The organism is Pseudoalteromonas xiamenensis (genome assembly GCF_017638925.1).
In the GTDB taxonomy this organism is placed as follows: domain Bacteria; phylum Pseudomonadota; class Gammaproteobacteria; order Enterobacterales; family Alteromonadaceae; genus Pseudoalteromonas; species Pseudoalteromonas xiamenensis.
Genome location: NZ_CP072133.1, coordinates 245,374 through 268,145 on the forward strand (window position 1 = coordinate 245,374; position 22,772 = coordinate 268,145).

22 protein-coding genes and 1 pseudogene are annotated in these 22,772 nt (G+C 40.0%); 12 read left to right on the plus strand and 11 right to left on the minus strand.

The window, feature by feature from the left end:
- Positions 1-73 precede the first annotated feature (73 nt).
- Positions 74-1,195 carry an alanine dehydrogenase gene (gene ald / locus J5O05_RS01315; protein ID WP_208843268.1) on the minus strand — a complete coding sequence of 374 codons (1,122 nt, stop codon included), beginning with the start codon at positions 1,193-1,195 and terminating at the stop codon, positions 74-76.
- Between the two features lie 141 nt (positions 1,196-1,336).
- Here ald and lrp point away from each other — a divergent pair, with 141 nt between their 5' ends.
- From lrp to rmf, 8 genes and pseudogenes are all read left to right on the plus strand, one after another.
- Positions 1,337-1,816, plus strand: a complete 480-nt coding sequence (lrp, locus tag J5O05_RS01320) for a leucine-responsive transcriptional regulator Lrp (RefSeq protein ID WP_208843269.1) — start codon at positions 1,337-1,339, stop codon at positions 1,814-1,816.
- 63 nt (positions 1,817-1,879) lie between these two features.
- On the plus strand, positions 1,880-4,447 hold the full coding sequence (locus tag J5O05_RS01325) for a DNA translocase FtsK (protein WP_208843270.1): 2,568 nt from the start codon (positions 1,880-1,882) through the stop codon (positions 4,445-4,447).
- Entirely contained in the window at positions 4,447-4,683 is a 237-nt protein-coding gene (locus J5O05_RS22295; RefSeq protein WP_208843271.1) for a LolA family protein, read from the plus strand. The genes J5O05_RS01325 and J5O05_RS22295 overlap by 1 nt, the downstream gene beginning before the upstream one ends.
- A gap of 55 nt (positions 4,684-4,738) precedes the next feature.
- Positions 4,739-5,077 (plus strand): annotated as a pseudogene (locus J5O05_RS01335) (outer-membrane lipoprotein carrier protein LolA); the annotation flags it as partial.
- A gap of 49 nt (positions 5,078-5,126) precedes the next feature.
- Positions 5,127-6,407, plus strand: coding sequence for a replication-associated recombination protein A (locus J5O05_RS01340; RefSeq protein ID WP_208844439.1), 1,281 nt, complete (start codon positions 5,127-5,129; stop codon positions 6,405-6,407).
- A gap of 2 nt (positions 6,408-6,409) precedes the next feature.
- The gene (gene crcB, locus J5O05_RS01345) at positions 6,410-6,790 is read left to right on the plus strand and encodes a fluoride efflux transporter CrcB (RefSeq protein WP_208843272.1); all 381 of its coding nucleotides are present in this window, start codon (positions 6,410-6,412) and stop codon (positions 6,788-6,790) included.
- Between the two features lie 11 nt (positions 6,791-6,801).
- Positions 6,802-8,094 (plus strand): serine--tRNA ligase, encoded by a 1,293-nt coding sequence (gene serS / locus J5O05_RS01350; protein WP_208843273.1) that lies wholly within the window; start codon positions 6,802-6,804, stop codon positions 8,092-8,094.
- Positions 8,095-8,600: 506 nt separating this feature from the next.
- A complete protein-coding gene (gene rmf / locus J5O05_RS01355; protein ID WP_208843274.1) occupies positions 8,601-8,771 on the plus strand; it encodes a ribosome modulation factor in 171 nt (56 codons plus the stop codon).
- 192 nt (positions 8,772-8,963) lie between these two features.
- Here the strand turns inward: rmf and fabA are convergent, their stop codons facing one another.
- Entirely contained in the window at positions 8,964-9,479 is a 516-nt protein-coding gene (fabA, locus tag J5O05_RS01360) for a 3-hydroxyacyl-[acyl-carrier-protein] dehydratase FabA (protein WP_208843275.1), read from the minus strand.
- 182 nt (positions 9,480-9,661) lie between these two features.
- Here fabA and J5O05_RS01365 point away from each other — a divergent pair, with 182 nt between their 5' ends.
- The 3 genes from J5O05_RS01365 to J5O05_RS01375 are packed head-to-tail and all read left to right on the plus strand — an operon-like array spanning position 9,662 to position 11,757.
- Positions 9,662-10,516, plus strand: a complete 855-nt coding sequence (locus J5O05_RS01365; RefSeq protein WP_208843276.1) for a 6-carboxytetrahydropterin synthase — start codon at positions 9,662-9,664, stop codon at positions 10,514-10,516.
- Entirely contained in the window at positions 10,497-11,348 is an 852-nt protein-coding gene (locus J5O05_RS01370; protein ID WP_425281509.1) for a M23 family metallopeptidase, read from the plus strand. The genes J5O05_RS01365 and J5O05_RS01370 overlap by 20 nt, the downstream gene beginning before the upstream one ends.
- Complete coding sequence (locus J5O05_RS01375; protein WP_208843278.1) at positions 11,332-11,757, plus strand: acyl-CoA thioesterase; 426 nt, start codon at positions 11,332-11,334, stop codon at positions 11,755-11,757. The genes J5O05_RS01370 and J5O05_RS01375 overlap by 17 nt, the downstream gene beginning before the upstream one ends.
- A gap of 57 nt (positions 11,758-11,814) precedes the next feature.
- Here J5O05_RS01375 and J5O05_RS01380 read toward each other — a convergent pair whose 3' ends face one another.
- From J5O05_RS01380 to J5O05_RS01415, 8 genes are all read right to left on the minus strand, one after another.
- Positions 11,815-12,855, minus strand: a complete 1,041-nt coding sequence (locus J5O05_RS01380) for a response regulator (RefSeq protein WP_208843279.1) — start codon at positions 12,853-12,855, stop codon at positions 11,815-11,817.
- Positions 12,856-12,954: 99 nt separating this feature from the next.
- Positions 12,955-14,871 carry a GGDEF/EAL domain-containing response regulator gene (locus tag J5O05_RS01385; protein ID WP_208843280.1) on the minus strand — a complete coding sequence of 639 codons (1,917 nt, stop codon included), beginning with the start codon at positions 14,869-14,871 and terminating at the stop codon, positions 12,955-12,957.
- A gap of 93 nt (positions 14,872-14,964) precedes the next feature.
- Positions 14,965-16,284 (minus strand): Na+/H+ antiporter family protein, encoded by a 1,320-nt coding sequence (locus J5O05_RS01390; RefSeq protein WP_208843281.1) that lies wholly within the window; start codon positions 16,282-16,284, stop codon positions 14,965-14,967.
- Between the two features lie 520 nt (positions 16,285-16,804).
- Positions 16,805-17,290, minus strand: coding sequence for a transglutaminase-like domain-containing protein (locus J5O05_RS01395; RefSeq protein ID WP_208843282.1), 486 nt, complete (start codon positions 17,288-17,290; stop codon positions 16,805-16,807).
- Between the two features lie 34 nt (positions 17,291-17,324).
- On the minus strand, positions 17,325-18,212 hold the full coding sequence (locus J5O05_RS01400) for a TgpA N-terminal domain-containing protein (protein WP_208843283.1): 888 nt from the start codon (positions 18,210-18,212) through the stop codon (positions 17,325-17,327).
- Positions 18,202-18,738 carry a DUF58 domain-containing protein gene (locus tag J5O05_RS01405; protein ID WP_208843284.1) on the minus strand — a complete coding sequence of 179 codons (537 nt, stop codon included), beginning with the start codon at positions 18,736-18,738 and terminating at the stop codon, positions 18,202-18,204. The genes J5O05_RS01400 and J5O05_RS01405 overlap by 11 nt, the downstream gene beginning before the upstream one ends.
- A 383-nt stretch (positions 18,739-19,121) precedes the next feature.
- On the minus strand, positions 19,122-20,015 hold the full coding sequence (locus J5O05_RS01410) for an AAA family ATPase (RefSeq protein WP_208843285.1): 894 nt from the start codon (positions 20,013-20,015) through the stop codon (positions 19,122-19,124).
- On the minus strand, positions 20,015-20,395 hold the full coding sequence (locus J5O05_RS01415) for a response regulator (protein WP_208843286.1): 381 nt from the start codon (positions 20,393-20,395) through the stop codon (positions 20,015-20,017). The genes J5O05_RS01410 and J5O05_RS01415 overlap by 1 nt, the downstream gene beginning before the upstream one ends.
- A 388-nt stretch (positions 20,396-20,783) precedes the next feature.
- On the opposite strand from J5O05_RS01415, the gene J5O05_RS01420 reads away from it, so the two are divergent.
- Entirely contained in the window at positions 20,784-21,263 is a 480-nt protein-coding gene (locus tag J5O05_RS01420; RefSeq protein WP_208843287.1) for a hypothetical protein, read from the plus strand.
- An 818-nt stretch (positions 21,264-22,081) separates the two neighbouring features.
- Here the strand turns inward: J5O05_RS01420 and J5O05_RS01425 are convergent.
- Positions 22,082-22,651 (minus strand): hypothetical protein, encoded by a 570-nt coding sequence (locus tag J5O05_RS01425; protein WP_208843288.1) that lies wholly within the window; start codon positions 22,649-22,651, stop codon positions 22,082-22,084.
- Between the last annotated feature and the right edge of the window lie 121 nt (positions 22,652-22,772).

Here is a 22,772-nt window from a genome sequence, read left to right on the forward strand (position 1 = left end):
GTAGAACGTTCGCAATCTCCAGAAATAAAAAACCCAAGCATATGCTTGGGTTTCAATTATGTAAGAGGTGGAATTACGCGTTTTGAAGCGCTGTACGCGGGTCTACGAATTCCATACCGAAGCCTTCAGCAACTTCTTTACACGTTACTTGGCCTTTGATTACGTTTAAGCCGTTCATGAAGTTTTGGTCATCAAGAAGTGCTTGTTTATAACCCTTGTTCGCAAGTTTAACGATGTAAGGAAGTGTTGCATTGTTTAGCGCAAACGTAGAAGTACGTGGTACTGCACCAGGCATGTTTGCAACACAGTAGTGAACAACGTCATCAACAATGTACGTTGGCTCAGCGTGTGTTGTTGCTTTTGAAGTTGCGATACAGCCACCTTGGTCGATAGCAACGTCTACAATAGCAGCACCTGGCTTCATTTTCTTGATGTGTTCTGCTGTTACAAGTTTAGGCGCTGCTGCACCCGGCACTAATACGCCACCAATAACAAGATCAGCTTCAAGAACGTGTTTCTCAAGCGCGTCTGCAGTTGAGTAAATTACTTTTGCTTGGCTGCCGAACTGTGCGTTAAGCGAGCGAAGTACGTCGATGCTACGGTCAAGAATAACAACGTCAGCACCTAAGCCAACCGCCATTTGAGCCGCGTTACGACCAACCATACCACCACCGATGATAACAACTTTAGCTGGTTCTACACCTGGTACACCACCTAGTAACATACCACGGCCTTCGCGTGATTTTTCCAGAGCTTGTGCGCCAGCTTGGATAGACATACGACCTGCAACTTCAGACATTGGCGCCAAAAGTGGTAAACCGCCACGAGTATCAGTCACTGTTTCATATGCAATACAGATAGCTTTGCTTTTGATTAGGTCTTCAGTTTGTGGAAGATCTGGAGCAAGGTGAAGGTAAGTAAACAGAATTTGATCTTCGCGTAGCATTGCACGCTCAACCGCTTGTGGCTCTTTTACTTTTACAATCATTTCAGCTTTAGCAAAAATTTCTTGCGCTGTAGTTAGTACCTCTGCACCAGCTGCAACATAGTCTTCGTCTGTAAAACCAATGCCGATACCCGCATTGTGCTCAACGAAAACTTGGTGGCCATGGTTGATTAACTCACGAACACTCGCTGGAACCATACCTACACGGTACTCATGGTTTTTAATCTCTTTTGGTACACCGATAATCATAATAAATCGCCTCTAAATCAGAACGGGATGAAATATTTCACTATTATATCTATCAGTAACTAGTGTGTCCTACTGTTTGTGGTTTTCATGGTAGTCATATAAACTGATATAAATTCAGTTTTAGAATATTTGACTATTACCATGGCACAGCAATTAGACAGAATAGATAGAAAGATTTTAGTCGAATTACAAAAAGATGGGCGTATTTCGAATGTGGAACTCGCGAAACGCATAGGTTTAAGTGCAACTCCCTGTTTAGAAAGAGTTAAAAAATTAGAGCGCGAAGGCTATATTCGTGGTTATAAAGCAGTAGTGGATCCTGCTAAATTGGGGCAAGGGCTTCTGGTCTATGTTGAAATCACCGTAAATAAAAATTCACCTGATGTTTTTGATAGGTTTAGTCAGGCTGTTAAAAAGCATGATGAAATATCAGAGTGTCATTTGGTCTCTGGCAATTTCGACTTTTTACTAAAAACACGAGTAGCTGATATGTCTGAATATCGAGGTGTTCTTGGTGAAATCCTCTTAAAGCTTCCGAATGTGAGTGAAAGTCGTACTTATGTCGTAATGGAAGAAGTAAAAGGTGAAGAGGGAGAGGTAATTAAACCTTATACACCTTAACAAATTTTGCTATTGTAAGCAGGATGTCCATTGATATAACAATAAATAGAGGAATACGCAGGTATGCGTTTAAATGGTGTACAACGCCTCTTAGAAACTGGTCTTATTTTCAGCACTGCTGCAGCGCTTTTCATCCTTGCTGCTTTGATCAGTTTTGACCCAGCAGATCCTGCTTGGTCACAAACAGGCGAATTTGTAAAAGTAAATAATGTAACTGGTGCCGCCGGTGCGTGGATTGCTGACATTTTGTTGGTCTCATTTGGCTGGCTTGCGTTTTTAATTCCAGCAGCCATCCAGATGTTTGGTTATTTGCTTTTTAAAAAGCCGCATAAAATTCTGCAACTTGATTACGTAACGCTTGGATTACGCGTAATTGGAATGTCACTTTTCGTTACATCATCAAGCGCTATTAGTAGTATCAATTTTGACGATATATTCAATTTTTCATCAGGTGGGGTAGTAGGAGATGTGATCGCACAAGCGATGATGCCAGCGTTTAATTTTACTGGTACGTCTATTTTGCTGCTGTGTTTCTTTTTTGCTGGCCTAACTTTGATGACAGGTGTTTCCTGGGTACAATTCGTTGATTATTTAGGTGAACAAGTAGTGCGCAGCTTTAATTGGGCTTCGAAAAAATTTGAACAGCGTGATGAGATTGCTACGTCAACGATTTCTGCACCTGTTGCCATTTCAACGGAGCAGGAAGAAAGCGCGATTGAAGAAAATCTTGAAATGCAATCGGCTGAGACTACTGAACCGGTAAAACTAAAAGACAGGCTGTTTGCGAAAAAGGCGGCAGCACCAAAAATTGAACCTAAAGTTGAGCCTATCGTAAATCAATCAACTTCCATCGCTCCATCCGTATTTGATGATTTAGATGCTGCACTTGAACAAGAACTTTCGTTCAGCGCCATAGAAGATGATGACATTGACACTGTCGCTGCATTAAACCAGTTAGACGAAACCGCACATATGCACCCTAAAGTCGCGGAAACCGTTGTTGTGTCGCCAGCTAGGCCACTTAAACCAGCAACAGAACCCGTACAAACACCTGCACCTAAGTCAACTGGCTATCAACCGCCACCAACAGCTAAAGAGCAATTTGAAGCGCTCATGAATGCAGAGCCTCCAGCTGGTCCTCTGCCATCATTAGATTTGTTGGATAGACCGGACAAGCAGAAAAACCCAATTAGTCCTGAAGAACTAGAGGCTGTGTCTCGCCTGGTGGAAGAAAAGTTACTTGATTTCAACATTCAAGCGAAAGTCGTTGATGTTTTTCCAGGCCCTGTAGTAACACGATTTGAACTTGACTTGGCACCCGGCATTAAAGTGGCGAAGATCACGAGTTTGTCTAAAGACCTAGCTCGCTCTTTATCTGCGGTGAGTGTGCGTGTAGTAGAGGTTATTCCTGGCAAAACATATGTTGGTCTAGAACTTCCAAATAAGCATCGTGAGATTGTACGTCTATCTGAAGTCATTAATGCGCCGAAATTTGAGCAAAATCCATCACCCCTTACCATGGTGCTTGGAAAAGACATCGCGGGTGAACCGGTCGTCGCAGATCTCGCAAAAATGCCCCACTTACTTGTTGCTGGTACAACCGGTTCGGGTAAGTCAGTTGGCGTTAATGTCATGATCTTAAGCTTACTCTACAAATCACCACCTGAAGATGTCCGCATGATCATGATTGATCCGAAAATGCTGGAACTTTCTGTTTATGAGGGTATTCCGCACTTATTGTGTGAAGTAGTTACCGACATGAAAGAAGCGGCAAACGCACTTCGCTGGTGTGTAGGCGAAATGGAACGTCGCTACAAGCTCATGTCCGCATTGGGCGTACGTAATTTAAAAGGCTATAACCAGAAGATTTTAGACGCAAAAGAAGCGGGTTACCCGATTATGGACCCGCTGTTTAAAGACACCGATGGAATGGCAGATGGCCCATCTGAACTTGATAAAATGCCGAGTATTGTCGTTGTTATAGATGAATTCGCCGACATGATGATGATTGTCGGTAAGAAGGTCGAAGAACTCATTGCACGTATTGCTCAAAAAGCACGTGCCGCGGGTATTCACTTAGTCTTAGCAACGCAAAGACCTTCCGTTGATGTAATAACGGGTTTAATTAAAGCCAACATACCGACTCGGATGGCATTCCAAGTATCAAGTAAAATCGATTCACGGACCATTTTGGATCAGCAAGGTGCAGAAAACCTCCTAGGTATGGGTGACATGCTCTATTTACCACCAGGTACTAGTGTGCCAATTCGTGTGCATGGGGCGTTTGTCGATGATCATGAAGTTCACGCGGTTGTGAGCGATTGGAAAGCCCGTGGAAAGCCAAATTATATTGATGAAATTCTAAACGGCGACACGACAGAAGATATGTTATTGCCAGGTGAAGCGTCTTCTGAAGAAGGTGATGGAGAATCAGATCCTCTTTACGATGAAGCAGTATCTTTTGTCATTGAAACAGGCAAAGTAAGCGTATCGAGTGTTCAGCGGAAATTACGAGTTGGATATAACCGAGCCGCTCGCCTAGTTGAACAAATGGAAACGTCGGGTATTGTCAGTGCACCAGGTCATAACGGTTCACGCGATGTATTAGTACCTCGAGGTGGAGCAAATTAATGAAAAAGTTAGTTTTAGCGTTATCAATTGTTTCTCTCTTCGGAGCGGTTCAAGTACAAGCTAAGCCGGAAGATGTGGCTAGTTTGAAAGCAAAACTGAGTGAAATGAAAACCTACTCAGCACAGTTTGTGCAAACGGTTGAAGATGAGCAGGGTACGCGTGTCATGGAAGGTAAAGGAAAATTGCTCCTCGAATCTCCGTTAAAGATGCGTTGGGAACAACAAGAATCTCGATGAGACATTATTTGTCTCCAACGGTAAACAGGGATTTTATTTTGATAGTTTTGCAGAACAAGTAACGGTTATGGATTCAGCTAAATTAGTTGAACAAACGCCATTTGTTTTACTGACATCCACGCAAAGTGAGAGTTGGTTGCGCTATGATGTGACAAAAGAGACAAGCACTTATGTGATCACACCTATAATGCAAGGCGATAGCCAAGTTGAAAGACTCGTTGTCGCATTCGATGACACAGGGATCCTAAAGTCGGTCGTTTTAACAGATGTTTCTGGACAACGCTCTACTTATGCTTTCTCTGAAATCAAAACGAACCTGACGATACCTCAATCAAATTTTAATTTTACGATCCCGGAAGGCGTCTTCGTAGACGACCAAACTCGTAGTGAATAACAATTTCGGATTTGATTTTGCCCCCGATGTCAGGCCGCTTGCAGCACGCATGCGGCCAATGTCTTTAGATACCTATATCGGTCAATCGCATATCATTGGCAGGGGGACGCCGCTTTATCAAAGTTTGCTCAAAGGGCAATGTCATTCACTCATTCTTTGGGGACCACCGGGTATTGGTAAAACGTCGCTTGCAGAACTTATTGCCAGTACGGTCAAAGCAAAAATCGTAAAATTGTCTGCGGTAACGGCTGGCGTTAAGGAAATCCGAGATGCCGTAATTGAAGCTAAGAATAATTTAGCTGTATCAGGTTCCAGAACGTTGTTATTTGTCGATGAAGTTCATCGATTCAATAAAGCGCAACAAGACGCTTTTTTACCACACATTGAAGACGGTACGTTTTTGTTTATCGGTGCGACTACAGAGAACCCATCATTTGCACTTAACAATGCTATCCTTTCACGTGCTCGCGTATACACGCTTAAAGCACTCAACCACGATGAATTAAAGCAAGTTGTTACCAACGCAATTCTTTATGATGCGATCCTGTCTCAAAAACAGATTTCGCTCGGACAAGCGGTTTTGGAGACTATCGTTGATTGTTCAGAAGGAGATGCTCGTAAAGCACTTAATTTGCTTGAACAAGCAGTAGATGTAACACCTGAAATAAATGGCGCTATGCATATCACCTTTGAACATATCAAAGAACTGCTTGGCCACCATGGCGCTAAATACGATAAGTCTGGCGATATTTATTATGATTTAATTTCTGCTTTTCACAAATCGGTTCGAGGAAGCAGTCCCGACGCCGCTTTGTATTGGTATTGTCGTATTTTGGCAGGCGGGGGCGATCCTCTTTATGTCGCGAGACGGTTACTTGCTATTGCGACAGAAGATATAGGTAATGCAGACCCAAGAGCAATGCAAGTAGCGCTAAATGCGTGGGATATCTATCATCGAGTAGGTCCATCTGAAGGTGAGCGAGCAATAGCGCAAGCGACGTTATATCTTGCCTCTGCGCCTAAGAGCAACGCGGTCTACATGGCATTTAATCAAGCGAAGCAAGACGCACTTAACGATAAGATGGTTGAAGTCCCTATACACCTGCGTAATGCGCCGACAAAACTCTTAGCTGAGTTAGGACATGGTGCGGAATATCGGTATGCACATGATGAAGCCGGAGCGTTTGCAGCAGGTGAATGTTACTTTCCAGAAAATTTGCAAGATAGAAAGTATTACCAGCCCAGTGATCGAGGTCTGGAAAAACAAATCGCTGAAAAGTTGCGCTATTTGGATGAATTAAACACGAAAAGCGATAAAAAGAGATATTAAAAATGCTTCAAACGTATTTAACGATAGCGGTTGGTGGGGCATCTGGAGCCTGCCTTCGTTATTTTATTAGTGAAATTACGATTAAACTGCTTGGTAAGGGATTCCCTTTTGGCACGTTGCTGGTTAATATTCTTGGTTCGTTTCTAATGGGAATACTCGTTGGATTGCTCGAGAAACAAGTCGTTTCCGTAAGCCCAACGAAAACGCTAATAGGAATCGGATTTTTAGGAGCGTTGACGACTTTTTCGACGTTCTCAATGGACTCACTGTTGCTGCTTCAGCAGGGACAGTTTTTTAAAATGGCGCTAAACATCGTATTAAATGTCAGTGTTTGCATCACTGTTGCGTGGTTAGGGCTGACTCTCATAGTGCAAAAAGGTTAAAGAAATAACACATGTTAGATTCAAGATTTTTAAGACAAGACATTGCTGAAGCACAAGAAAAATTGGCTAAACGCGGTTTTGAACTTGATGTAGTTGCAATTAACGAACTAGAAGAAAAGCGCAAAGCACTACAAACACGCACGCAAGAATTGCAAAGTGAGAGAAACTCCCGCTCCAAAGCGATAGGTCAAGCCAAAGCAAAAGGTGAAGATGTTCAACCATTATTGGACGCAGTAGCACACTTAGGTGATGAACTTGATGCGGCTAAGACTGAGCAAGATAAAATTCTTAAGCAACTTGAAGATATTTCTGCGACGTTACCAAACTTGCCTGCTGATGATGTACCAGTAGGTAAAGACGAAAGTGAAAACGTCGAAGTGTTAAAATGGGGCGAACCACGCCAGTTTGACTTTGAAGTGAAAGATCACGTTGATATCGGTGAAGGCCTAAATAAAGGACTTGATTTCGAGACAGGCGTGAAACTAAGTGGTGCTCGTTTTTCAGTTATGCGTGCAGGTGTTGCACGTATGCACCGTGCGCTTGTTCAATTTATGCTTGATACACACACACAGGAAAATGGTTACACGGAAATGTATGTTCCATACCTTGTGAATAAAGACAGCTTATTTGGAACAGGTCAGTTACCAAAGTTTGCAGAAGACCTATTCCACACAAAAGCGTTATCTGAAGATGAAGACGGTTTTAGCTTGATCCCAACCGCGGAAGTGCCATTAACAAATACAGCGCGAGACGTAATTTTTAACGAGCAAGAGCTACCACTTAAATTAACGGCTCACACACCGTGTTTCCGTAGCGAAGCGGGTAGTTATGGACGAGATACACGTGGCCTAATTCGTCAACATCAATTTGACAAAGTAGAACTTGTGCAGTTGGTTAAACCTGAAGATTCAATGGCTGCACTTGAAGAGCTTACAGGTCACGCTGAGCAAATTCTTCAAGCCTTAGAGCTTCCATACCGTAAAGTCGTTTTGTGTACTGGAGACATGGGTTTTGGCGCAACTAAAACATACGATTTAGAAGTTTGGTTACCAGCACAAAACACCTACCGTGAAATTTCATCGTGTTCTAACATGTGGGATTTCCAAGCTCGACGTATGCAAGCACGCTTCCGTCGTCAAAGCGAAAAGAAACCAGAATTACTTCACACATTGAATGGTTCGGGACTCGCTGTGGGCCGTACACTTGTTGCTATTTTAGAAAACTACCAGCAGGCAGACGGTTCAGTTATCGTACCTACGGTACTTCGACCTTACATGAACGGGCTTGAAGTGTTATCAAAATAATATTTTTATTTCGTAAGTAGCCGCCACTAGGCGGCTTTTTTTATTGCTTTATCATTACAGATATATGAATGTTTTTTTAAACATCATTATGCAAAAATCAGATCGAAAAGTTACAGCTTTTGCATAAATTCCTCAATTTTTCTATATTGCCGCTTTTTCAATTTAATTGTGAATGTCACACCAAATTTTATCGTTTTTTAACGTTGCAACCTCGGCTAGGTTGTGGTTTATTGAAGGTGAGGTTTGGCCAAATCCGCACTGTGGTACGTGAGTATCTGTATGTATAAGTGCTACAACTTGCACTAAATACAACTCTCGTTTTTGTTCAATTAAAAGCAATGAATGTAACCCTTTCCAATTTCATTGCAATTCAATCCAACTACTTGAGCCACGCTCAAAAACAACAAGTGAAGCGTGTATTAGCTTGAAGTAGGGTAGAAATCTTAATTGTAATAGTGCCTTCCAGTTTGAAGGCCTCGAACAGAACAAAGGTGAGGAATTTACCTATGAAGAGACAGAAAAGAGACCGTTTAGAAAGAGCATTTTCACAAGGTTTTAAAGCTGGGTTACAAGGGCGGTCTAAGGAACTTTGCCCATACCAACAAATTGAGGCCCGCTCCGAGTGGCTGGGTGGTTGGCGTGAAGCAATTGATAGTCGAAACATTTTCAAAACGTGAGTTTAGATAAGGATTAAACAAAAAGCTCCGAAATTTCGGGACATCTTTGTTTCTAGACTGTATTTACATTCTTTAAGCATTTTCAAGTAGCATGACTTGAGGAACTCTATTTGCTGCCTAGAAAATCATAAGATGAAAAACAAAAATCCACCTAATGGCGGATTTTTGTTTTCACTTAGCGACAATCATCGATTAAAACGCGCTAGTATCTTGGAAAAGACCTACTTTTAAATCTTTCGCTTCATAGATAACACGTCCATCAACTTCAACCGTACCGTCAGCCATGCCCATAAATAGTTTACGCTTGATAACACGTTTCATATCGATACGGTAAGTTACTTTCTTTGATGTCGGTAGAATTTGGCCGGTAAACTTAACTTCGCCTACACCTAACGCACGGCCGAGACCTGGACCACCAGACCAACCTAAGAAGAAACCAACCAACTGCCACATCGCATCCAAACCGAGACAACCAGGCATTACAGGGTCACCTTTAAAATGGCATGCAAAAAACCAAAGATCAGGATTAATATCTAATTCCGCAATAATTTGGCCTTTACCAAATTCACCACCGTTGTCGTTGATTTCAACGATACGATCCATCATAAGCATGTTGTCGCTTGGCAGGCGGCAGTTGCCTTCACCAAACATTTCACCGTTACCACATTGGATAAGTTCTTCTTTTGAATAGCTGTTTTTAGGTTCCATATCTCTTGTTCTTCGCTTAGAAATTGCTGCTACTTTAGCTTACACTTGTACGCTAAACAACTCTGAACAGTTAGAGTAGTCTATAAATTCAACAACAAATAATCAGATTAAGAATTATTCGCGATTTTTCTAATGAATTTCTTTATAATCTAACCTTCAACTTACTACTCTATAGGCTGTTTATGATACTTTTTGTAAACGATTTAACTGTCATTGATTTTTCTTATCTTTGTAATCAACGAGGCCCTGTCGGCGAAAGCTGGATCGTTGATGTCGTGTTACATGGTAATCTGAATGAAGAATCAATGGTGTTAGACTTTGGGTTAGTAAAAAAACAAATTAAACGCATCATAGACGATTCGATTGATCACAAATTGGCAATACCGACAGGATTAAACGGTCGCTATGAACTGTCAAACGACCGCGTAGAAGTAGAATATGAATTTAACGGCCATCATTTTGCGATGAATGCGCCAAAATCATCAGCGTGTTTTGTAACAGGCGACAGCGTTGATATCCAGAGCACCATCGCGTTCTTAAAATCAATAATCCTTCCTGCTTTACCTAGTAATGTGAAAGACATCGAATTCACGTTAAGACCTGAACATAGCCGTAGCTTCTATTATCACTACAGCCATGGTTTAAAAAAGCACGATGGAAACTGTCAGCGCATTGTACATGGTCACCGTTCGCTAATTGAAATCGAACTTGATGGCATATCAATGCCACGTTTACAAAAAGAACGCGCAGATAAATGGCAAGATATCTACTTAGGTAGTGAAGAAGACCAAGTTTCGGCGGAGTCACTTAAGTACGTTGTAGCAAAACCAGAAGACTATTGCTTTGCCTATGAATCAACTCAAGGCTATTTCGAACTTGCGATTGCGAAAGAACGTTGTGATATTTTACCTTGTGATTCAACTGTCGAATGTATCGCAGACTATCTCGCCAAAGAAGTAAAGAAAGAGTACCCGGATAAAAAAGTGAAAGTGAAAGCCTATGAAGGAGTTGGTAAAGGTGCGATTTCGTTGGCTTAATGCAGTTTATTTAGCTTGTGCACTGACTGGTTTTTCAATTCAAGCGCAAGAGATAGAACTAAAAGGGAATCTTACGCAAGGCGGGCTAGTAATTGGCCACGTTGGTGATCTGACAAACGTTTCATTGAATGGAAAGCCACTGAAACACACCAAAGACGGCTATTTCGTCTTTGGGTTTGCTCGTGACGCTGCACCAACCGCAGAACTTAAATGGACTGACCGAAAAGGGCATTCTTTCAGCAAAGTAATTAAAGTTGCACAACGCGAATTCAAAATTGACAGGGTAAATGGTGTGGAAAAAAAATACGTTTCACCACCTGAAGCTGTCTTGGAGCGGATCCGGAATGACTCAAAGAGAGTTACAGAGGCTCGTTCTGGATTTAGCGAGAAGCGTTTTTTCTTAGACCCGTTTTATAAGCCCGCTGAAGGTCGCATATCTGGTGTATATGGAAGCCAACGAGTGTTTAACGGGGTGCCCAAGAATCCGCATTACGGCCTAGATATCGCAAATAAAACCGGCACACACGTTTATGCACCAGCATCAGGTACTGTTGTTTTAGCTGAGCCGGACCTGTATTACAGCGGCGGTACCGTAATTATTGATCATGGTTTTGGTGTTACTTCAACTTACCTGCATTTGAGCAAATTGCACGTGCACGTAGGGGATGACGTCACCACGGGTAAACATTTTGCCGATATCGGAGCAACAGGCCGAGTAACTGGTCCACACTTAGATTGGCGACTAAACTGGTTTAACGAGCGACTAGATCCCGCTCTTGTAATGAAAGAAACTTTAGCAGTTAAAGAAGCAAAAAATGACGTTAAGCGCTGAGCAAATTATTGAAAAAAGAATCAAAGATTCCGTTACTTACGTAACAAAAACTGTTTTTCCAAGCCGTACAAACCACCACAATACGTTGTTTGGTGGAGACGCACTTGCTTGGATGGACGAAGTCGCATTCATTGCGGCAACGCGCTTTTGTCGAAAGCCACTCGTTACGATTTCATCGGATAGAGTTGATTTTAAAGAAGCAATCCCTGCGGGTACGTTTGCTGAATTGGTCGCGGAAGTTGTCTACGTAGGCAATACGAGTTTAAAAGTAGACGTAAATATTTATCTGGAAAGAATGCACAAAGACGATAAGCATTTAGCGATTTCAGGTTCATTTACCTTTGTTGCCGTTGACGATAACCACCGTCCTACACCTGTGGTATGTGACAAAATGATCAAGGGTTTTTAAATCCATTTCTTGAAAGCAAGTCATCAGAAATAGCATCTGATGGCTTATCTCTCTGGGTCAAAATACTGCAAAAGTTTCTTTTTTAACGCAATCGAAATCCACATGCGGTTCAAAAGTACCTTCAACCGCGGCATACGTAATGCTCTCGAGAATAATTTCGATTTCTACTTTTATACGATTTGGATCGTGAAATTTATCTGTCGGCACCCAGACACAAACTTCTTTTTTATGAGGGTCTCGAATACAGACGACATTTTTGTATAGATTTCGCAGTTCAGATTTCAAGCGTTGTAGTTGCGCTCTATCAAGTAAATCGGTCGTGAAGACGTAAAACTCTTCCCATTTCCTTAAGAAGATTGTTAACTCTGAAAGCGCATTAAAAAATGATTGATTGTCTTGTATAACAACAGAAGAAAAACCTTCAATTTCGATGACATGTTTATCTTTGACGCGTGCTTGCCGTTTTAGCGTTACAAGGCCAAATATAGGGGCTATTAACGTTAATGGCTCATTAGGGTGTTCCAACAACGAATGTATTAATTCTTTCCCTCTATCAACAGATAAAAGAACATCAAAAATGAGTTTACTATCGGATAAGTGAAGATTCGACTTGGTAACGTCAAGTGAGTCGTTTATCTCAATCACAACGGAATGTTCAGAAATGTAGAGTTGTGTGACAGTGGATTCATTGTGGCGCTTTTCATATTCATTTAATGCTACGTCAATAACATCGTAAAGCTCGTCATTTTTCCAGGGTTTGTGTAAAAACTTAAACGCAACACCAAGATTTATCATCTCTACTAGCATTTCAGCATCGGTATAGCCACTGAGGATCAACCCGACCGTATTTGGTGAAATGTCGCGTACGTTTTTTAAGAGGTTATTGCCGTTCATAAGAGGCATTCGAAAATCAGATATGACTAAATGAACGTCATGATTCCCGATATAGTCCAGTGCTTCAGATGGGATTGAAAAGCAGGTGATGTTAAAGCCAAATTGTCGCAAGGCTCTTTCCAGTGTTTTCAATATTGGTATTTCATCGTCTACAAGGACAATAGAGTAGTGGCTGTATATTGCTGCATTGGTTTCAAGAGTCATACGTCACACCTCAAATTTCGGGCTTACTATAAAACTATAGTAACTACTCCCCGTTAATTGAAACTTTTTGCTACACAATTCCATGTAATTTAGCGTAGTTTACTTAGGTAAAGTAAAAATATAGTGTGTTAATTCATCGCAAAGCACGGGTCGGCCAATCAAGTAACCTTGAACTTCATCGCAACCCATGTTTTCGAGTAATTCAAGTTGCTCAGCCTTTTCAACACCTTCTGCAACGACCTTAAAATTTAGATCATGGACAAGGTTTATGATGTTAGCAACGAGATTTAAACTTGTGCTAGATGTATCTATCTGATCTATTAAAGATTTATCGAGTTTAATGACATCAATTGGTAATTTTGCAATGTATCCGAGAGAAGAGTAGCCTTTGCCAAAATCGTCAATTGAAATAGTAAACCCAAGACTTTTTAAACGCTTAAGCAATTGATACGCTTCATCCAAATTTGCGATTAAATAGTTTTCGGTAATTTCCAACTCGATGAAACGGTTATCCAAATCATACCGTCTTACGATGTCGATTAAATTATCGATAAAAGAAATGTCTGTTAGTTGGATAGGCGAAATATTTATAGCCACTTTTTTAATTTCAATGCCCTCAGTGAGCCAGTTTCTGAGAGTTTGACAGGCTTTTTCAAGCACCCAATACCCAATCTTATTAATTTGACCATCTTTTTCTGCTAAAGGAATAAAATAGTCAGGTGAATTCGGCCCGGTTTTTTTACTTTCCCAGCGGAGCAAAACTTCACAAGACGAAATAGTATGATCACTCAAATTCAACTTGGGCTGGAATCTTAAATACAGCTCATCATTTTCAATTGCGCTATACAACGCATCAGAGACACGATGTTCTGTTAGTTTTTCAACTAAATACTCATCAGAGTATTTCATATAGAACTTAGTCTTAGAATCGGATACGTATTGATTGAAAAGTAGTAGATTATTCAGTAATTCAGCGAGATTTGATTCAAGTGATACCGCCACATAGGAAACCGCAAAATCAACTTGTACGTTGGTAGAATCAAAATACTCTCTAATTTTTATTATGATTTCATCTAGATAGGAATGGACTTCAATCTCATTTTCAACGCTCGATAACCAAAATACGCCTTGGTCATAACTTATTTCAAGCATATGAAATTCTTTGAGTTCTTTAGACAGTTGAACGCCGACAATTTTTTTTAACGTTTCAGAATAAACCTGGTTATTACAGATGACATTTTTAACTAATAAATCCCTGATTTTTATGCAAATCATAATTGATTTATCGGTGCGTTTGACGTCTTTGATAAATTTAGTTTTACTCGATGAAAAATTTTGCGTAATTGAGCCTTTCGTAATGACAGGTGTAAAACTAAGTAAAAACGTTCGGCCCGTAGCCAGCTTCACATCAATGCAATATATTGAGCTATTAGATAGTTTACTCACTATCAAATTTGTTAATGTTGAAGCGCTTATAACCGTATCAGGTTGTAAAGTAAGGTCGAAATAATCACGCAGGTTTTGTTTATTGGCGCTTTTTTCAAGGAGTCGATTGAAGAAGTAGTTATAGTCCAGAATATTACCATCTTCATCCACTTCAACTAGCGGAGTATCGCCGTTTTGGATAAATTCTTTCTTAATTTTTAATTTTTTACTGTTTTGAAAAGCGAGATTTATTTCGTTAATTAACTCCGCATTACTCCAAGGTTTGCTAATAAACCTCGCGACATTGTCAGAATTTAAGAGTTTCTTTAGGTCGTCAAAGTCCGTTTGGCCACTTAACACAATACAAACCAAATCGCTTGAATATTTCTTTAGCCGTTCAATCAGTTCAAAACCATTTAGCCCAGGCATTCTAAAGTCAGTGATCAATACTTCAGGATGGTGTTTCAATAATAGGCTTTCGGCTTCGAAAGGATCTTTGGTAGAAATGATTTCATAATGAAAAGAGGAGATTGCTCGCGTTAGTGCCTTCAGTACATTGGTATCGTCGTCTACTAGCAATATCTTTGACATGCGCATCTCATCTATGTTGAAGTTATTTAAACGGTAAACCTCTGAAAGAAAATGAATCTACTCTCTAGAGGCGTACCGTTTTAGTCACTTTAACTATAGCACTAGCGCTGCAATCCATCCGAAAATTACAAGCGGAATATTGAAATGAATAAAAGTTGGAATAACGGAATCGTTAATATGATCGTGTTGACCATCTGCGTTCAAACCTGACGTGGGTCCGAGTGTCGAATCGGAAGCTGGGCTTCCTGCATCGCCTAGCGCACCTGCCGTGCCAACAAGTGCGACAGTGGCCATAGGTGAGAAACCAATTTGCAGACAAAGAGGAACAAATAATGTAGCAATAATCGGCACTGTAGAAAAAGAACTTCCAATACCCATCGTGATAAGCAATCCAACCAGAAGAATTAACGCAGCTGCCAACGGTTTATTTGAGCTCACAATATCAGCACACGTTTGGACTAGACTCGCTACTTCACCCGTTTCTTTCATCACGGAGGCGAATCCCTGAGCTGAAATCATAATGAAACCGATCATTGCCATCATCGCGACACCTTTAGTGAAGACGTCTGAGCTTTCTTCCCATTTTACTAAACCAAATAAGCTGAAAACCATGACACCAACTAGTCCGCCTAAAATCATCGAATTACTCACATTCTGAGCAATAAGGGAAGCAATAATGGCTAGAAGACCAATAATGACCGTCTTACGTTCGTTTGTAACCACAACGGCTTTGGCTTGATTTGCTTCCTTGAGTTCGTAAATTCGAGGCTTTCTGTAGGTGAAAAACACCGCAATTATTAGCCCAACTACCATACCAAGTGCAGGAATAACCATGGCCCATGGCACTGCATTTTGAGCAATCTCTAGGCCGTTATCGACAATGTTTTTATGTAATATAGAAAACAGATAGATACCACCAAATCCGTAAGGCAAAACCATATAGGATGTAGCTAGGCCGAACGTCAAAATACACGCAATCGCACGTCTATCAATTTTCAGTTGAGTGAAAATTGAGAGCAGTGGTGGAATAAGTATCGGTATAAACGCAATGTGAACAGGAACAAGGTTTTGAGACGAAATGGAACACGCGAGGATAATCGTCATGATGCCCATTGAGAGATGATGAGTGTATTCAGAATCTGCTTTATCCACTTTTGCTAACAGTTTATTGGCGAGTATTCTCGTTAAACCGGACTTTGAAATAGCAACCGCAAAGCCGCCTAACATAGCATAGCTTAAGGCTATTTCTGCTCCACCGGATAACCCAGAATTAAACGCGTTGAGTGTGTCTGATAAAGATAAACCTGACGTAAGGCCTGCAACTAATGCACTGACTGTCATTGCGACAATGACGTTTACTCGGGCTAACGATAGGCCGAGCATCAAAATGACTCCAATTATTACTGCGTTCATTTTTTTCTCTTTTCTTTTATTTTTATATTACTTATAAGACGCTTGGCATCGTCTATTCGCCGAACAGGAAAGCGCTTTCCATTGTAACGGTATTCCATAAATGCTTTACAAAATTCGTCTAAATCCGATGCGTATTCAGGATACCTTTGTTTCAATACATTACAAGCACTGATCGGGCTGTGTTCTTCAAGATTTGAAACGCGAAGCAGTGACAGGCAAAGTCGTATGGGTTTGGAACTCGTTTCTATTTGCCTTTAATCTACCAATCGTAAAGTACACTAAAAAGGCTATAAAAATAGTTCCCATCATTATAACCCCTGTTTTTATATACCAGCTGTTTCCAAGAATACTGCTAAATAAAGACGATTGATTCTCTCTATCAAAGGTAACAACCCAGCGAGACCACTGGTAGTCGAGGCTGTCGAATCGGTCTCGAAGCCAATAGAGCGCGTCAAGATGATTTAATCCAAGGAAATCGAAACCGCGGCTAGAAACTAATTGAGCGCGCAATTGGCTGTCTTCAAGTAATGAGTTCCATTAAACGCTCTGGTGCAATCCAACCTGTAGGATCTAGTGTTTGCCATTGATTGCCATCGTAATACTCAACCCAAGCGTGTGCTTCGAACTGTCTAACTGTTGTGTATCGTTGTTCTTGATTTAATTTCCCTCCTAAATACCCTGAAACAATGCGACTAGGGATACCCGAAGCTCGAAGTAGAAAGGCGGTACTTGATGCATAGTGACCACAAAATCCTAATTTTGTATTTACTAAAAAGTTATCTATCGCATTGTCGGCCTCGGTAGATGGTGGTGTAAGCGTATATTTGAATTGCTGAGATTGAAAAAACTGCTTTAAGGCATCGATGTAGTCGCTGGTCGACGTAGCGAACTTAGAAAGTTGTTGACTGAGTTCAATAGCTTTCGGATTTTTATTTATTGGCAAGCGAGTATAAAAGGCAATTTGGCTTTCGCTAAGGTTATACGTTGGGGCACGTTTTGAAATCACATCATATTCGAATTTTTTTGTGACATAATTGTCTTTAAAAAGTGTGCCGAACCCGTTTGATTGAACGGATGAATGCGAGACTCGTACTCCAACTCAATCCATATAACCATTGAGAAGAACTTGTTTCAGCAATTATCGAATAGGTTATTGAACTAGACGAATTATCTAAAGGTCTAGTTGGAATAGTAAGCCACCTAGATTGTAGCCAGACTTTACCATCGAATCTGTCATGAATGATCGCTCGCCAGTAAAGCGGATCTTTCGGAATTTCCTGACCCCATTTAGCTCTAAAAACGACTTCATCGCTGTTTGACAGTTCACTAATTTTAAAAGGATCTAACTCGCTGCTTAGTCCTGTTTTTGCTACAGATTGACTCGGCATGCTCCAAAATGACGGCAATTTTGGAAATAGGAATAACATAAGAAGCGCAAGTGGCGAAAGTAAAAGTAAACTGCGGGCACTTGTTTTTATCGTCGATATAACATTGATGTTCACATTACTACTGAGCGCTAGACTTGCGATTAGCAACAGCCATTGAAAGACAACGACCACCGTAAACCAAAGACTTTGGTTAAAAAGAAACGTTAATGTTGTAGAAAAGAATGCAAGCACGATTGTGTGCTGAAGTAGCACGGGTGTATTTGCTTGTTTAAGCTTAAGACCAGTCGCGGTTAGCAACAATAACACGAATAAAGTGAGTGTTTTATCGAGTCCCGAACTGAGCAGAATAATAACGACGCTAAGCAACGCAATCACGTTAATAAAAACGTTTGATACCAGCCTATTAGACAAGGTTACCCAACTTAGCAATAGGATAATGAGTAGGGCATTAAGGCTACCCAACTCACTCATTAGGAGCGCAACTTGAATAAATAACACACAAACAACGAGCCGTTTGCTTTTGTTATTCTCAAAATTCACTCATCTTCTCCCACACTTGGTGATAAGTTTTGTTATCAGTGCAATGCATCAGTCCTAAATTTGGTAAATTGACTTTAATCGGTAATTTAGATTCGTAGTAGGGAAAAAGTAGGGTACTCAATTGCGCCAATTTTTCTTCTTTTGTTCCAAACAAATCTTGATAACTCAATATCGCTTCAGCGTTTATTGAATCGCTTACAGGAGCAAAATGTTTGATAAATAATTCACCTGATTTTGCGAAATGTTTCCAAGAAATACGACTAGGATTTTCACCTGGTTTCATTGGCTGAGGGCCTTGATAATCTCTATCATCAGAGACCATACGTTCTATCATCTCATTCTCGATCCAGTAGTGATTATTTGGGTAAATGTATAAATAGCCAGTAGGTTGCCAGTAACACCATGCGCGAACGAGTCCTAAGGGGAAACTCGTTTCTAGCGTGATTCTCGGCAGTTCATAGCGCCCACGCAAATGCCATTGAGTCTCAAGCCAGAGCGACGTTTCTTCAGACAACGAAGAAATCATGACTTCTTGATTATCATATTTTAATTTTAATTGATTTATTGTTTTGTTTTTAATCGTAAAACGAACTAGAAAACGCGGCGAATTAGGTGAAAAGCTGGGTTCACAATTTAGAATTTCTGCTCTCAATGAGTTGATATTTTGAAACGTCTTGAAAAACGTAAGTAATTGAAGCAAAGCGAAAAAGTGACTTGAAAAAAGCAGTAAATTATTTTGGTAATTCACGCCTAGAACAAACACTAGCGCTGAAAAGAATAAAAACAACCAACCTAGGTTTGAAGGCAAGATGTATATATTGTGATGGCGAAAATCAACGCGTTCTTTTCGGTACTTATTTCCCAGCCAACTGATTAATCTCTTTTCTAACCGATTTTTCTTCGCCACATTTACACGCCAATCGCTACTTGTTCCAATACGGCCGTTGAGAACTCGGATTTACTCATTCCCAATCTGTGTGCACACACAAATGGGGCTATAAGTCGAACATCGTCAGGAGTGACAAAATCACGGCTATCCATAAATGCCCAAGATTTCGCAGCATTAGCAAGCGAAATGCTGGCTCTCGGCGAGAGTCCTGAACGTAAAGTAGGGTGGTTCCTTGTTTTTGAAACGAGTTTTAAAATATAGTCGACAACGACGGGGGATATTTTGACTTTTTCTATTACCTTTTGAATTTCGACTAATTCTTCAGCGCTTGAGATGGCTTCTGGTACCTGTCTTCTTTGACTTGGATTTAATATAAGTTGTTTTTCGGCATCGAGTGAAGGAAACCCTAGACTCAAACGCATGAAAAACCGATCTAATTGAGACTCTGGTAAATCATGTGTACCAAATTGCTCTCGCGGGTTTTGAGTCGCGATAACAAAAAAAGGGGTATCCAATGGATAACTCTTTTTATCAACAGTGACCTGATTTTCTTCCATGGCTTCAAGCAATGCACTTTGAGTTTTTGGACTAGCTCGATTTAATTCGTCAGCAAGTAATAGCTGCGTGAAAATAGGACCAGGATGAAAATCAAACGTATGGTTTGTTGAATTAAAAACCGAGCCACCAGTAATGTCCATCGGTAGCAAGTCGTTTGTGAATTGAATTCGTTGATATTGCAAATTAAACGTTTTCGCTAATGCGTGCGCTAAGGTCGTTTTTCCCATACCGGGCAAGTCTTCAATTAGTAAATGGCCTTTGCTAAGAAGACAGCACAACGCGATTTTAAGCTCGAAAGGTTTATCTAAAATAACGTCACTTAAAACATTAAGGATCGACTCAATTTTATGATTCATTAAATTAGTTCAAGGCGCTTCATAACGGTATCAACTTTTTTAGCGTTGAATGGTTTTGCAATAAATCCTTTAGCGCCAAGCTCCCAAGTGTTTTGAACATTTTCCAAGCTATTATGACCGGAGCACATTACCACATGGATGTTTGGAAAATTATCGTTGATGTATTCAAGTATTGAGGTGCCATCAGTATCTGGCAATTCAATGTCTAAGAAAATCACGTTTGGTTGTTTGTCTGCGATAAGTGGTTTTGCTGAGTTGAAATCTTCAGATTCGTAGATTTGCTCATAACCAAGATTTGATAAAATATCGCCAAGAAACTCTCTGATTTCTGGAGCATCATCAATGATGAGAATTGGCTCGAGAGGTTTTAAAAATTCCATAAGAAAGATACTTCTAAACTGAACTCAAGACATACTAAGCTAACATCAAAAACACCTCAACAAAAAACTACGAGAAACAACGCCCAATATCCGATACCGTCTAGTATTGGACATTAAAGAGGTGGATTGCTTGGCTATAAATATAACAACCTATAATTTATATTATGTTAAAAGGTATGAGTCCCGTCAATGTGGCGGTTAAGTTTCGCAAAAATACGGCCAAATTTTTGTTCAACCAAAATGAGTACCCTAAGCCCTGTTTTCATAAGTTATCTAATTTTAAATGATTATTTGAATTTTAGATTAACACATGGATTTCAATCTAAATATTTCATCAAAATTCACTTCCTCAATAACTCTGTTAGTCAAAGGAAGTAAGGAAATGAAAATGACAGATTTTAAAACTCTACTGTTCAGAGCTGGATTTATGAATTTTGGCAAGCTAGAGCGTAAAGCAATTTGTGAATTTTTGCTTGTATCAGAAAGAACGCTTGAACGCTGGTTAAGTAAAAATGTTCCATGTCCTAGAGCTGTTAAAATGCTTGAAATTAGAATTGATGGTAAAGTTTCAAATCACCCTAATTGGTCTAATTTCAAAATATGCCGAGACGGCTATTTGTGGACACCTAGTGGAAAACGATATGAAGCTGAATATATTAATAAGATTGATGTCTTGCAAAGGTCGAATCGCTATCACGAAGCACAAAGCCTTTCTCTTCAAAATGAAATTACACATCTACGTAACCTAGTTAGCGTCAGGACACAACTAAAAGAAATGGGACAATATTTGATAGCTATAAGCGATAGATTTAAATTTGAAGAAGCCATTGCAAATTTTAGCAATCATAAACCGGAAAAATTAACGTAAAGTTCAAAGTGGGAGTTGATTAGTTTAGCTCCTACATCGCTTTTGTCATACACTGCAAGCCCAAGTCAAAATATCCTCAATATTCTGTTTTATCAATTTGCATCAAACATCTAAATTTTAATTTGGTGTAACTCCTGAATTAATTCTTTAGAACTCAAACCTTACATAATACACCCCTAACCTATTACAAATTGTTATTACAATCGGCCAAATTTAAAGCTAAAGGAGTTAGTGTTCACAAACATGCGGGACTATTTTAGTAATTCTGTGGATAACTTAAAAATAGGGTTTTTGGCGATTTGACACGTTATTTTAAAAGAGATTAAAATAGATGTGTTGTATTTTTGAGCGCAAAAAAAGCGCCTGTACGACGCTTATTTTGTAGAAGTGCATTTCACATTGTTACAAAGTGAATTCACTTTGTAAGTGGTGAATGTCACTACGTTTAGACAGCGCAATAGTAACAATGTGTGAAGCCTTCTACAAATAACGTTTAGTTATAATCATATATGATTATATGTAAAATGAGGAATGCTTATGCATTTACTAAGTTATCTTACTGATTTTGTAAGAAGTATTGAACTGTCAAACCTAGAGATATTGTCTGGCATAATATTAAATTGTTGTATTGCTTACTATTATATCAAAAGGCCAAAGGTTACAAAGTAATAGTTTTTTTCATTTAGGCCGCTACTTTATGCGGCTTTTTCGCTTTACAAGTCCAGTGCAGCTACGTTCTTAGACATACCTTTGCTAGCCACTACTTAATACATGATGCTATTGACGCCGGAGAAGCAGAGGTTTTCGCAAGGCGTTTGTTATATCGCACTCCATCCACCCAGTATTATCGCCCACAAAAACAATAAATAGGGAACGAAATAGCCAGACAAGCTAGGTTTCTTAAAAAACAGGCAAATAGCGACAACAAATAGGATGCATTTATCTGCAAAGCTATCAATCTCTTTGCTTTCTTGCAGTTGGTTGTTATTTTCACTCTTGTTAATATGGGTAAAGCGCGGTTTTGAACCAGAAATGGAAATGATTCTCACGTAGTGTCTATCTGAATAGTAAGCCCTAGTGAAGTCATCACCCAAACCGAATTTTTTGGTTAAGTATCGATAGTACACAAACTTAGGAGCAAAATTAAGTTCTTCATAGAACTCTTTCTTCCAAGACCCTTGATGTATCACCCAATACCGAAATAAAAACCAGACCAACACTCCCCACAAGAAGAAACATAAAACCTCTGGGCGCTCAAACTTAACATTAACCACCTGAAGTCTGACTATTGAGTCTGTAAGCCTACCTTCTGCAAGATAAAAGATGATTATTGATAACGAAAGTACCGATAAATTTCTTCTTTCAGGGCTAGAGTCATGAAAAGCCAACGCATTCTCCTATAGTCAGCCGAGCGTTATAAAGCCCACTTAAAAGGCGTATAAAAGCTTAGCTGTAATTAGCGACGAAGGACAGAAGTCAAAGTCTTTTGCGTCCTTTGTTGAAACATTG